This window comes from Pseudomonas sp. SDO5532_S415 (assembly GCF_054071155.1).
In genome coordinates this window covers 1-12,969 of sequence record NZ_JBSVWS010000165.1, presented here as the reverse complement: position 1 = coordinate 12,969, position 12,969 = coordinate 1, and the positions used below count along the sequence as shown (strand labels likewise).

Genomic DNA, 12,969 nt, shown 5'->3' with positions numbered 1-12,969 from the left:
CTACGATGTTGACTGTCCTGCCGCCATCGCGGGCAAGCCCGCTCCCACAGGTTTTTTCGTTATCCACCCGATCGTATGAATCCAGCGAAATCAATTACTCCTACACTGTGCCCAATGTGTGAGATCTTTTGCGCATCGTCCTGTGCTGGAGCCGCTTGATGCTGTCGTTGCTTGCCGAACACCCCTTGGTCTGCGCCCTGATCCTGATCCTGATCGATCTGGTGGTGTGGCGTCTGGTCGGTGTCAATCATCACAACTGGAAACTGCTGGTACGGCTGGTGATTTTCTCGCTGTTCAGCCTTCTGCTGTTCAACGAAGGCTTGAGCCCGCTGGAACCGGCACCCAGGGTTGACAATGTGCCCTTGCAGCTGGCGGCCACGGGGTTGCAGATCGCCTGGTGGATATTTGGCGCGCGCACCCTGACCGTGCTGATCGGCGCGGCGATGATGCAACGGGTCGGGCATACCGGGCGCTTGCTGCAGGACCTGCTCGGCGCGGTGATTTTCCTGGTCGCGGTCATCGCCGCCCTGGCCTACGTGCTCAATCTGCCGGTCAAGGGGGTGCTGGCCACGTCCGGCGCCCTGGCGATCATCGTCGGCCTGGCGCTGCAAAGCACCCTCAGCGACGTGTTTTCCGGGATCGTCCTGAACACCACCAAACCCTATCAACTGGATGACTGGATCGCGATCGACGGCACGGAAGGCCGGGTCATTGATATCGATTGGCGCGCCACGCGGCTGCAAACCTCCCAAGGCAGCATGATCGTGATTCCCAACTCGCTGGCCGCCAAGGCCAAAATCACCAATTTCAGCCGGCCCAGCGATATGTTCGGCGTTTCGATCACCTTGCAGGTCAGCCCCCATGTGCGTCCGCAAACCGTGATCGATGCCTTGGAGCGGGCGATGCAGGGCTGTCGCATTCTGTTGACGACGCCTGGGCCCAAGGTGGCGCTCAAAAGCTCCAGCGCTGCCGGTGCGGATTATGAGATCAGCGGGTTTGTCGCCGCGATGAGCGAGAAGCGCACGGTACGCAACCAACTGTTTGACCTGGCGTATCGGCATTTGCGGGCGTCCGGTGTGAATTTGCTGTCGAGCGTGGAACCGAGCCCTACGAGCGACCTGCCGCGGCAACGCGCGTTGATCGACAGTTCGCCGATCTTCTCGACGTTGCGTCAGGAAGAGAAGGAAACCTTCAGCCAGAACATGATCCTGCAGAGCTTCCGCGCCGGGGAAACGATCCTGGCGGCGGGGGAGGTCAGCAATCACTTGTTCATCGTCGAGTCCGGCGTGGTAACCGTTTCGCTGAACATCAACGGTACGACCATGGAGACCGGACGCATGGGGCCGGGTGAGGTGATCGGCGAGGCGGGTATCTTGTCCGATAGCGCGTTGCCCGCGCAGTTCGCCGCGAAAACCAACTGCACGCTGTATCGCATCGACAAGGGCTACCTCAGACCTTGCCTGGAAGCCCGTCACGACATCAACGACGCGATGAAGACCTTGCTGGATTTCCGTTTGCACAAAGTGAAGGAATTGACCCAGGAAGTGCCGGTTGTGGTGCACAAGAAAGGGTTCTTGCAGTGGTTGCTCAAGCGGGCAGGCTGATTTTTTGGCGGATGGCCGCTGCGCGGTTCCCGAGCAGGCTCGGTCCCACAGGTGCTGCACAAGCCCAATGTGGGAGCGAGCCTGCTCGCGAAGGCGATGTCAGCTGCGCTACATATGTTGAAATGATCAAAAATCCACAGTCGCCGAAACCTTCAACGTACGCGGCGTCCCCTGAGTCAAATACCCGCCGTTGGCCGAGGCCCAATAGGCCTCATTGGCGACATTTTCAATATTGGCGCGCAAGGTGACTTCCCGTTCATCGAGCCTGAAGGCATAACGCGCCCCCAGATCAAACCGGTTCCAGGCCGCAATGCTCTGGGTGTTGGCAGCGTTCAGATATTGCCCACCTGTGCGCAACATCCGCGCGCTGAACGCCGCGCCTTCGATCCCCGGTATATCCCAGTCGGCCCCCAGGTTGAACTGAAAACGCGGCACACCGACGGCACGGTTGCCGTCGTTGATGCCATTGGCACTGCCTTCAATTTCCGTCTTCATCACAGCGGCGCCGCTCAGCAGACGCAGGCCTTCGAACGGCTCGCCGTAGAGGTTGAATTCAATGCCTTTGTTCACCTGCTGGCCGTCGACGCGGAAGACACCGTCCTGGGTGTAGCTCGAGGGTTGCTCGATGCGGTATGCCCCCAGGTTCGCGCCATAACTGCCCATGTCCAGGCGCACGCTGGCTTCGACTTGCCTGCTGCGCACCGGGGCGAAGGTGTCGTCGCGATTCAGCGAACCGGTGGGCGGCGTCGGACCCTTGGCCAGGCCTTCGATACGGTTGGCATAGAACGACAGGTGCTCCCAGGGCTTGATCACCAGACCGAAAACCGGGGTGGTGATTGACGCTTCATCACTCGATGTTCGGGCGCCGGAGGTGGTGCTCCAGCCATCCACCTTCATCGCCTGGCGACGCGCGCCGAGGGTCAGCAAGATGCGGTCGTCGATGAAGCCGAGGGTGTCGGCGATGGCGAGGCTGCGCAGTGTATTTTTGCCGACGACCCGTGGGTCGTGAATGTCGCTGCCGAATGACGTGGCTGCGGGGCGCGGCTGTTCGCTGACGTCATAGAGGTTGGTGCTGTAGCGCCCGGTGGCGCCGATGGTTTCGAAGGCTGAACGCTGCTGGCCCCAGATTCCCGTCAGCCCGAGGTTCAATTGATGGCTGATCGCACCGGTGTTCAGGCGACCGTTCAGGCCGGCCATCAGGCTGCGGTTGTCCTCGTCATGGGGCGAGTAGAGCATGCCACCCCGGGCGTTGCCCTCGAGGTCGGTGACGGTCAGAGACGAGTACACACCGTTCTCCCGGGTGTGTTTGGCACCCCCGGCGACGTAGGCGGACCAGTTTTCGCCCAAGTCATACTCGGCACGGGCCATGCCGAAGGTGTCTTCGAGCTGCGAATAGCTCCAACCCTGCGCGTACCCGGCGGTGGCGTCGGGTGCCTTGGGCACTTTGTTCAGCGTAGGGTCGAGGTAAACCACCGCGCGACCCTGATTGATCACCTGTTTTTGGTAACCCAGGTCGGCGCAGAGGCGTAGGCGCTCGCCGCGATAATCCAGTCCCAGGCTGATCAAGGACGAGCGCTGGCCTTCATCCTCGACGGCGGTATCGCCTTCACGCTGCAGCAGGTTGATCCGTGCGCCAAAACGGTTGTCGTCGCCGAAACGCTGGCCCAGATCGACATGCCCACCCACGCGGGCGTCACTGCTGTAATCCAGGCTGACGCGTCGTGTCGGCAGGTCGCCGGCCCGCTTGGGTTGCACGTTGACGCCGCCACCGATGCCGCTGCCGCTGGGCGTGACGCCATTGATAAAGGCGTTCGACCCCTTGAACAACTCGACCCGTTCCAGGGCTTCGGTGGCGATGATCTGGCGCGGCAGCACGCCGTACAGGCCGTTCCAGGAAATATCATCGGAGGCCAGCGACAGCCCGCGAATGATGAACACCTGGGAAAAATTGCCGAATCCGGCGGACTGACGCACCGAGGCGTCATTGAGCAGTACGTCGCCGACGGTCCGGGCTTGCTGGTCGGTGATGGTTTTACCGGTGTAACTGGTGACACTGAAGGGCAGGTCATTCAGCGCCCGGTTGCCGAGCACGCCGATTTGGGCGTCACGGGCCACTTGTCCACCGCCGTAGGTATCCCCGCTGTCATTGCCCACGGCGCTGACGTTGGTGGTGTCCAGTTCCACAGCGACTCCGGTGGCCGCTTGCGACTTCACGGTGTATCCACTGTCGCCGGTGCTGATCAACACGAAGCCGCTGCCCTCGAGCAAACGGGAAAAACCCGATTGCACGCTAAAAGCGCCGTGCAATCCCGGGCTCTGTCGGTTGCCCAGCAATGCCGGGTCGAATGACAGTGGCGCACCGACAGCCACGGCAAACTGTGCCAATACCTGGCTCAGCAAACCCGGACCGATGTCGAAGTTGCGGCTGACGCTTTCGCTGACGGTGTCGGCGGCCTGGCTGTAAAGCGGCAGCAGCGCCGGGCAGGCCAGGGCAATGCGCAAAAAAGTAGGTTTGAACATCAGAGACTGACGCGTCAGACCCTCGGTTCGACCGACAGCCAGTAGCGTGTCAAGCGGCTGATGTTCAGCGGCAGGGTATCGCTGAGCAGGCGCAGGCTGGCGTCGGTATCACGCAGGGAAAACGCACCCGATACGCGCAGTGCCGCGACATCCGGATGGCAGCGCAGTACGCCTGGCCGGTAACGGCTCAGTTCGCCGAGCAATTCGTCCAGGCGCATGTTGTTGGCCAGCAGCATGCCCTTGTCCCAGGACATGGCAGCGACGTCGAACCGTTGCGGATCATCGAAACGGTTCAACTTGAAGCTCTGGCGCTGGCCGGCATCGAGGGTGGTGCCTTGCTGCAGCATTTGCGGTGTGACCACCACTTGTCCTTCCAGCACTGAAACGTGGCTTCTGGAACCCTCGGTCCGTACGCAAAACCGGGTGCCCAGCGCGCGGGCCGTGCCTTGGGGAGTTTCGACGATAAAGGGGCGGGCGCCGAGGTCTTTCGCGGTGCTGATCAACAGTTCGCCGCTGAGCAACATGACGCGTCGTTCCCGTGGGTTGAAGGCGATGTTCACCGCACTGTCGGTGTTGAGCAGCAACTGGCTGCCATCGGGCAATTGCAGGTTTTTCTGTTCGCCCACGGCGGTGCGCAGATCGGCGGTCCATTGCTCCCAGGGCAAATGCTGCGAAGCGAAGCCCAAGGGGCCGGCCAGCAACAGCAAGCCCAGGCGGGTGAGGGTCTGCCGGCGACTCAGGCCTTCCTGGCGTGATGCCCGTTTCAGGGTTTGCATGGCGAGGTTGGCCGGTACGCCACGGAAATCCCCGAGCAACGCTTCGGCCCGTTGCCAGGCCTGGGCATGTTCCAGGCTGCGGTTGCGCCATTGGGCGATGGCCTGATGATCGGCCGGGGTGGCCGTGCCGGAATGCAGCTGCACCAGCCAGTCAGCCGCTTCACCCAGAATCTGCGGGTTGATGATCGACGAATTCATCAGGCGACACTCTTCATCAGGCAACGCTCAGGCAGGCAATGAATGCCGCGCGCATGTGGCGCTTGACAGTGATCAGCGAGACATTCAGGCGGGTGGCGATCTGCGCGTAAGTCAGGCCTTCGATCTGCGACAGCAAAAATGTCTCGCGGGTTGCGCTGGGCAGTTCGCGCAACAGCGCTTCGATGCGCCACAGGGTTTCGAGGATCAGCAGGCGGGTTTCCGGCGAAGGCACCTCGGCCACCGGCAGGTGCGCGATGGTTTCCAGATACGCGCGCTCGATGTCCTGACGCCGCCAGCGGTCAATCACCAGGCCCTTGGCAATGTGCGTCAGCAGCGCCCGCGGTTCACTGCCCAGGGGCTTGACCACCTGGCGCGTCAGCAGGCGCAGGAACGTGTCGTGTGCCAGGTCGGCCGCATCACAGCGGTTACCCAGTTTGCGGTGCAGCCAACCCTGCAGCCAACCGTGGTGTTCGCTGTAGAGGGTATGGACTTGCTGGTTCAAAGGCTGATCGGCGAACGACATGGCGGGCAGATACTCGACTCGGGCATCCTGCGTGAGTGCAATTAAGAATTGATCGCATTCTAGTGGCCCTGACCAAGTGATGGCAATTGTCATTTCGCACTTTCTTTCAGGGTTTGCGCCAGTGGCCTCCTCGACTTCTCAAAGATTGGCTATTTGTACAAATCGACGGCGGGACTACCGTATCTGCACACCCACTTGCCCCGGAGCATGCCATGCAACCCCGTATCGATTTCTACACCGCTTCGCCTGATGCCCTGAAGGCCATGATTGCCCTGGAAACCGCTGTCTCGAAGCTGCCGCTGGAAAAGTCGCTGATCGAACTGGTCAAGCTGCGCGCTTCGCAAATCAACGGTTGTGCCTTCTGCATCGACTTACACACCTCCGATGCCCTCAAGGCCGGCGAAACCACGCGCCGCCTGTTTGCCGTGACCGCCTGGCGCGAAGCACCCTTCTTCACCGACCGCGAGCGTGCCGCGCTGCTCTGGACTGAATCCCTGACCCAGCTCAGCCTGACCCACGCCCCGGACGAAGACTATGACGTGGTCAGGGCACAGTTCTCGGAAAAGGAAATGGTCGACCTGACCGTGGCCATCAGCACCATCAACAGCTGGAACCGTCTGGCCGTGGGCTTCCGCAAAATGCCGCAGGCCTGACAGTCCCCAATCAATCGTGGGAGCGGGCTTGCTCGCGAATGCGGTGGGTCAGTCACATCACCGTTGCCTGACACACCGCTTTCGCGAGCAGGCTCGCTCCCACAGGGGGGGCGCGGAGTTTCTGGATCTGGAATCAATGGGCATCGGCACTCGGCGCGGTCGGTGGCTGCACCTTGCGCATCAAGGGCACCATCGCCGTGGCGACGATGAAGCAGACCATGATCATCAGAAACGCGTCGCCATAGGTCTGTGTCTGTGCTTCGCGGTAGGTCAACAGCCAGAGCTGATGCAGGCTGGCAGTCACCCCGACATCGCCGCTCTGGCCCAGGGCGGCGAAGTTGTTGCCGACTTGGGCCAGCCACTGGTTGAGAGCTTCGTTGGTGCTGTTGAGGTGTTCCGCCAACCGGGTGAAGTGCAGGTTGGTGCGGTCATTGAGAATGGTCGCGCACGCGGCGATGCCGATGGCGCCCCCCAGGTTGCGCATCAAGTTGAACAACCCCGATGCATGCTTGAGCCGCGCCGGTGCCAGCCCGCCCAGGGTCAAGGTCACTGCCGGCGGCACCGCCAGTTGCTGGGCAATCCCGCGCAGGGCTTGCGGCAACATCAATTCCCTGGCCCCCCAGTCATGGGTGATCGGGCTGAAATCCCACATCGATAAAGCGAACAGCCCCAAACCGGTCATCATGATCCAGCGCAGATCGACGCGGTTGGCCAGAAAGGCGTACAGCGGAATCGCCATGATCTGGAACACCCCGGTGGAGAAAACCGCCAGACCAATGTCCAGCGCGCCATAGCCGCGTACCCGACCGAGAAACAGCGGCGTCAGGTAGATGGTGGCGAACAGGCCGATCCCGGTGACGAACGAGAAGAAACAACCGAGGGCGAAGTTGCGATCCTTCAAGGCGCGCAAGTCGACGATCGGATTGGCGACGTGCAGGGTCCGGCCGATGAAGGCGAGGCCGGCCAGGCCGCTGATCCACGCGGTGGTGAGAATGATGCTGTCACTGAACCAGTTCCAGCGCGGACCTTCTTCGAGGGTGTATTCCAGGCAGCCGAGAAACAGCGCCAGAAATATCATGCTGAGATAGTCGGCGCCCTTGAGCAGCGAGAGCTCCGGCTGGTCGATCTTCACCAGCATCGGCACCGCCACGGCGACGAAGATCCCCGGCACCAGGTTGATGTAGAACAGCCAGTGCCAGGACGATATGTCGGTGATCCAGCCGCCAATCACCGGCCCCAGGGTCGGCGCCAGCGAAGCCACCGCGCCGATGGTCGCGGCGGCGATCACCCGTTGTTTGCCGGTGAAGAAAACGAACGCCGTGGTGAACACCAAGGGAATCATCGAACCGCCAAGGAACCCTTGCAGGGCACGGAAGGCGATCATGCTCTGGATGTTCCAGGCCATGCCGCAGAGCAGGCTGGTCAGGGTAAAGCCCACGGCGGATGCGCAGAACAGCCAGCGCGTGGAGAACACCCGCGACAACCAGCCGGACAGCGGGATCACGATGATTTCGGCGATGAGGTAGCTGGTTTGCACCCAGGCGGTTTCGTCAGTGCCGGCCGACAACCCGCCGCCAATGTCACGCAGCGATGCCGAGACAATCTGGATATCCAGCAACGCAATGAACATGCCGATGCACATGCTGGCGAAGGCGAAGACCTTGGTCGCCGTGGCCATGTTCGCGGCATTGAACGGTTGCGCCGGGGCGGCGAGGACGCGGCTCATGGCGCGTTGGCCACGGCCGGGGTTTCAGGTTCTTTGCGGGTGTCCACTTTGGCGGTGACCGACAGGCCGGGACGCAGATGGCCGAGCACGCTGTCGGCTGGATCGAGGTGGATGCGCACCGGCACCCGCTGCACGATCTTGGTGAAATTGCCGGTGGCATTTTCCGGTGGCAGCACGCTGAACTGCGAACCGCTGGCGGGTGCAAGACTGTCGAGATGACCGTGGAATTCCTGCCCCGAAAGCACGTCGGCATGTATGACCACCCGCTGGCCGGGCAGCATGCGTGCCAACTGGTCTTCCTTGAAGTTGGCATCGACCCACAAACCACTGGATGGCACCACCGACAGCAGTTGCGAACCGGCCTGGGCATAGGCGCCGACCCGCGCCCGACGATTACCGATCACCCCGTCCACCGGTGCCCGCAGTTCGGTGTAGCCGACGTTCAATTGCGCCAGGTCTCGCTCGGCCCTGGCTTGAATCAAAGCCGCGCGGGCTTGTTGTTTCTGGGTGGCGATGACATTCAGCTGGCGTTGCGCCGCCAGCAGTTCAGCCTGGGCGCGGCTGCTTTGAGCCTGTGCGGTCTTGAATGTAGCGTTGGCCCGTTGAGCGCTTTCCACAGAAACGGCGTTGGTGCTGACCAGCTTTTTGTAGCGAGCATCGTCATCCCGCGAACGGGCGGTTTCGGCACCGGCGGCATCGATGCCGGCGCGGGCCTGGCCGATAACGGCTTGTTGCAGCTGTTCGGTGGCGTCGAGGTTGGCCAGCAGGGCTTCTTCAGCCGCCACCGCGCCTTCTGCCTTGGCCAGGTTGGCACGGTAATCCCGGGCGTCGAGGCGGATCAGCACATCGCCGGCCTTGACCTTCTGGTTGTCGGTGACCAGCACTTCGTCGATGTAGCCGGCGACCTTCGAGCCAATGACCGTTACGTCGCCGCCGATGTAGGCGTCGTCGGTTTCCTCGATGAAACGGCCGGTGGTCCACCAGTGCGTGGCGTAGACACCGGCCAGCACCAGTGCAGCAATACCCAGTGTCGGCAGAAGCAGGCGTTTGAGCAGGGGAGGCTTGGGGGTGGTCACCGGCACGGCAAGGTCGGTTTCAACGTTAGGCATGCTGGTCATGAAGGATTACCTGTAGGAAACGGCATTTAATTACGCGCGTAATATGACGCATGTCATATTTAGTCGCAATTTATTTTTGCTGCCGGTCGTCAGGTGCAATCGAAGAGAAATGAGATGTGGTGATCGCTGAAGATCCACTGTGGGAGCGATCCTGCTCGCGAAAGCGTCTGACATTCAACCTCTTTGCGGTCTGACACACCGCTTTCGCGAGCAGGCTCGCTCCCACAATTGATGGTTGTTGCCGACTACTGGCTCGCCAACCGCGCACTGGCCATCGCCAACCCATCCTTGCCATCCCGACTGCTAACCCCCGAAAGCCAAGCCTCCAGCACCGCCGGATTGGCCTTCAACCACGCCTTTGCCGCCGCCCGTGGCTTCTGGTTCTGGTTCAACACCGCGTCCATCAACTGGTTCTCCATGGCCAGGCTGAACTCCATGTTCTGCAGGAGTTTGCCAACGTTGCTGCATTCCTTGAGGTAGTCCTTGCGCACGTTGGTGTAGACCGTGGCCTGGCCGAAGTTCGGGCCGAAGTACTCGTCACCGCCACTGAGGTACTTCATCTTGTTGCGGGTGTTCATCGGGTGCGGCTCCCAGCCGAGGAACACCATCCATTCGTTTTTGCGCGTGGCGCGTTTGACTTGCGAGAGCATCGCCGCTTCGCTTGACTCGACGATTTTGAAGTCCTTCAGGCCGAAGGCGTTCTTGTCGATCATGGTCTGGATCAGCCGGTTGCCGTCGTTGCCCGGTTCGATCCCGTAGAGCTGGCCATTGAGTTTGTCCTTGAATCGGGCGATGTCGGCGAAGTCGTGCAGCCCGGCGTCGTACACGTAATCGGGCACCGCCAGGGTGTATTTGGCACCATGCAGGTTGGCGCGCACGGTTTCCACGGTGCCGGCGTCGCGGTAGGGCTTGATGTCGTTTTCGGTGGTGGGCATCCAGTTGCCGAGGAACACATCCAGCTCCTTGCCGGAGGACAAGGCGCGGTAGGTCACCGGGATCGACAGCAAGGTGGTTTTGGTCTTGTAGCCGAGGGATTCCAGCACCTCGCTGGCGACGGCGGTGGTGACGGTGATGTCGGTCCAGCCGACGTCGGAGAAACGCACCGTGGCACAGGACTCCGGTTCGGCGGCTTGGGTGAGCAACGGGATACTGAGGGATGCAAGCAAGAGCAAGGCTTTCATGGATCGACTCCTCAAGGTAAACGTCGGCAGCGGTTTTTGGGTGTCACGGTCTTGTTGTTATGGGTAATGCGATTAAGGCATTTACTTGTGGCGAGCGAGCTTGCTCGCGTTGGGCTGCGAAGCGGCCCCTGCGCTCTTTCAGTCAGACCAGGTTGGCTGGATTTACGACTGCTTCGCAGCCGAACGGGAGTGAACTCCCTCGCCACAGGTTATTTGCTCGCTTTGCCATCAGTTAATTGGACGGTTGATCGACACCAAACCAGTTCAACGCCGCCGGTTCGGTATTGAGGTAGATGTGCTTGAGTTCGGTGAACTCATCGAGCCCGGCCCGGGACAGTTCGCGGCCAATGCCGCTGGATTTGTAGCCGCCCCATGGCGCTTGCGCGAAGGCGGCGTTGTAGTCGTTGATCCACAGGGTGCCGACCCGCAGCCGCCTGGCCATGCGGTAAGCCTTGCCGATGTCTTGGGTCCAGACGCCGGCCGCCAGGCCGTAAGGCGTATCGTTGGCCAGTTGCAGGGCCTGGGCTTCGTCGTTGAAGCGTTCGACAGTAATCACCGGGCCGAAGACTTCCTCTTGGGCGATGCGCATCTCGGCGGTGACGTTGCCCAGCAAGGTCGGGCGCAACCAGAAGCCGCGCTCGAACTGCTCGGCAATGGTCCCGCCGGCCAGCAAGGTCGCGCCTTGTTCGACGGCAGCGGCAATCATCGTAAGGATCAGATCGCGCTGGCCGGCAGAAATCAGCGGACCCATTTGCGTTGATTGATCGAGGCCGTTGCCCAGGCGAATGTTCAGGATGCGTTGGCGTAGTGCGTCGATAAACCGGTCATGAATGCTGTCTTCGACCAACAGTCGCGAGCCCGCAGAACAGATTTGCCCGGCATTGAAAAACACCGCGTTCAAGGCCTGATCCAGCGCCACGTCGAAATCGGCATCGGCAAACACGATGTTCGGATTCTTGCCGCCCAGTTCCAGCGCCACGCGCTTGAAGTTGCCGCTGGCGGCGCGCATCACTTTGCCGCCGGCCCCGGCGCCGCCGGTCAGCGACACCAGGTCGACGTCATGGCTGGCGGCGAGCAACTCGCCGACATCGCCCGGGCCGCACAGCAGATTGAACACACCCTCAGGTAACCCGGCCTGCGCCAGCAGTGCGGTCAAGCGATGAGCCGTCATCGGCGTCAGGCTGCTGGGTTTGAACACGACGGTATTGCCGGCGGCCAGGGCCGGAGCGATCTTCCACACCGCTTGCAGCAGCGGGTAGTTCCACGGGGCGATCAAGGCACACACGCCCACCGGCTCGCGCTGGTTGAAGCTGATGACATGGGCCGGCGCATGGCTGTTGACGCTGGCGCTTTCGCTTTCCAGCAGCGCCGCGTAGTAGCGGAATGTCGCCACCACGTTGCCGATGTCAGCCAGGCTTTCGACCAGCGTCTTGCCGGCATTGAGGGTTTCCAGGCGGGCCAGGTGCTCGCTGTCCTGTTCGATCAGCGCGGCTATGTTCTGCATCAGCTGCGCACGCTCGGTGACCGGCATCGTCGGCCAGGGACCGTCATCGAACGCCTGGCGCGCGGCGCTGATCGCCCGTTGCGCGTCCGCTGCGTCGGCGACGGCCACCTGTGCCAGGACTTCTTCGGTGGCGGGGTTGATCACATCGCGATAGCGCTGCGCCTGTGGTGCCTGCCAACTGCCCGCGATGAACAAACGAATCTGCAGCATGTGCGTCTCCAGCCAAGTGGGTCGTGGTCGTCACTATGGCGCTGCCCGCGGAGCTGCTCTTGATCAAACGCGGCATATCCACGCCGTTTTCTCACGGTCGCGGCACTGCGAAATAACGGCAGCCAATGTCGTTTCCCGTCAAGTGCGCGCAAGGCGTATCCCTACACTGCCAGGCAATCGATCAACCTCCGTGGAGTCCGCAATGAATCAACCTGTCGAGCAACTGAGAATCCGCCTGGCCTGCGCGTTCCGCTGGGCCGCGCGGCTGAACCTGCACGAGTCCATCGCCAATCACTTCAGCGTGGCGGTGTCGGGGGACGGTCGTGAGTTCTTGATCAACCCGTACGGCAAGCATTTCTCGCGGATCAAGGCCGGCGACTTGCTGCTGGTCAATGCCGATGAACCGGCCAGCCTTGATCGACCCGACGCGCCGGACATCACTGCCTGGGCCTTGCACAGTGCCTTGCACCGCAATCAGCCCCACGCCCGCTGCATCCTGCATACCCATTCCAAATACGCGACGGCGTTGGCGTGTCTCAAGGATTCACGCCTGCCGCCGATCGAGCAGAACGGCATGCGCTTTTTCGAGCGTGTGGTCATCGACGATGGCTTCGACGGTATGGGCCTGGGGGACGAGGCCGAGCGGGTCAGCCGTCTGCTGGGGGACAAACCGATTCTGTTGATGGGCCATCACGGCGTACTGGTCGCGGCGCCAAGTGTCGCCCAGGCGTTCGACGATCTGTATTACTTCGAGCGGGCCTGCGAAAGCTACATCACGGCGTTGTCGACCGGCCGCGAACTGCGCATCGCCAGCGACGAAATCGCGCGCAAGACCTGCCGGCAATGGCTCGACTATCCGGGCTTTGCCGACAAGCATTTCAATGCATTGATGGGGATACTGGACGAAGAAGAGCCTGAGTACCGCCTGATGACGGCCGATCAGAGGGACCTGTAGG

The 12,969-nt window shown here is 61.7% G+C and carries 10 protein-coding genes; 3 read left to right on the top strand and 7 right to left on the bottom strand.

Translation table 11 applies throughout. The features are described from left to right. Positions 1-158: 158 nt before the first annotated feature. A complete protein-coding gene (locus ACW9HW_RS25015; protein WP_095197389.1) occupies positions 159-1,604 on the top strand; it encodes a mechanosensitive ion channel domain-containing protein in 1,446 nt (481 codons plus the stop codon). A 126-nt stretch (positions 1,605-1,730) separates the two neighbouring features. Here ACW9HW_RS25015 and ACW9HW_RS25010 read toward each other — a convergent pair whose 3' ends face one another. From ACW9HW_RS25010 to ACW9HW_RS25000, 3 genes are read right to left on the bottom strand one after another with little or no spacing between them, the layout of a single operon-like run. Then, a complete protein-coding gene (locus tag ACW9HW_RS25010) occupies positions 1,731-4,124 on the bottom strand; it encodes a TonB-dependent siderophore receptor (protein ID WP_457402030.1) in 2,394 nt (797 codons plus the stop codon). Positions 4,125-4,138: 14 nt separating this feature from the next. Continuing rightward, positions 4,139-5,098, bottom strand: coding sequence for a FecR domain-containing protein (locus tag ACW9HW_RS25005; RefSeq protein ID WP_457402029.1), 960 nt, complete (start codon positions 5,096-5,098; stop codon positions 4,139-4,141). A gap of 16 nt (positions 5,099-5,114) precedes the next feature. Continuing rightward, a complete protein-coding gene (locus ACW9HW_RS25000; protein WP_095197392.1) occupies positions 5,115-5,621 on the bottom strand; it encodes a sigma-70 family RNA polymerase sigma factor in 507 nt (168 codons plus the stop codon). A 212-nt stretch (positions 5,622-5,833) separates the two neighbouring features. Here ACW9HW_RS25000 and ACW9HW_RS24995 point away from each other — a divergent pair, with 212 nt between their 5' ends. Then, positions 5,834-6,274: a carboxymuconolactone decarboxylase family protein gene (locus ACW9HW_RS24995; protein ID WP_095197393.1), complete on the top strand. Its 441-nt coding sequence runs from the start codon at positions 5,834-5,836 to the stop codon at positions 6,272-6,274. 133 nt (positions 6,275-6,407) lie between these two features. On the opposite strand, the gene ACW9HW_RS24990 is transcribed toward ACW9HW_RS24995, so the two are convergent. The 4 genes from ACW9HW_RS24990 to ACW9HW_RS24975 form a co-directional block, all read right to left on the bottom strand. After that, positions 6,408-8,000 carry a DHA2 family efflux MFS transporter permease subunit gene (locus ACW9HW_RS24990; RefSeq protein WP_095197394.1) on the bottom strand — a complete coding sequence of 531 codons (1,593 nt, stop codon included), beginning with the start codon at positions 7,998-8,000 and terminating at the stop codon, positions 6,408-6,410. Beyond that, positions 7,997-9,118, bottom strand: a complete 1,122-nt coding sequence (locus tag ACW9HW_RS24985) for an HlyD family secretion protein (RefSeq protein ID WP_457402028.1) — start codon at positions 9,116-9,118, stop codon at positions 7,997-7,999. Before ACW9HW_RS24985 ends, ACW9HW_RS24990 begins: the two co-directional genes overlap by 4 nt. Before the next feature lie 245 nt (positions 9,119-9,363). After that, positions 9,364-10,299 carry a choline ABC transporter substrate-binding protein gene (locus ACW9HW_RS24980; protein ID WP_095197396.1) on the bottom strand — a complete coding sequence of 312 codons (936 nt, stop codon included), beginning with the start codon at positions 10,297-10,299 and terminating at the stop codon, positions 9,364-9,366. Positions 10,300-10,531: 232 nt separating this feature from the next. Continuing rightward, positions 10,532-12,013, bottom strand: a complete 1,482-nt coding sequence (locus ACW9HW_RS24975) for an aldehyde dehydrogenase family protein (protein WP_457402027.1) — start codon at positions 12,011-12,013, stop codon at positions 10,532-10,534. Between the two features lie 202 nt (positions 12,014-12,215). Between ACW9HW_RS24975 and ACW9HW_RS24970 the strand changes: the two genes are divergently transcribed. Beyond that, complete coding sequence (locus ACW9HW_RS24970; RefSeq protein ID WP_095197398.1) at positions 12,216-12,968, top strand: class II aldolase and adducin N-terminal domain-containing protein; 753 nt, start codon at positions 12,216-12,218, stop codon at positions 12,966-12,968. The last annotated feature ends 1 nt before the right edge of the window (position 12,969 follow it).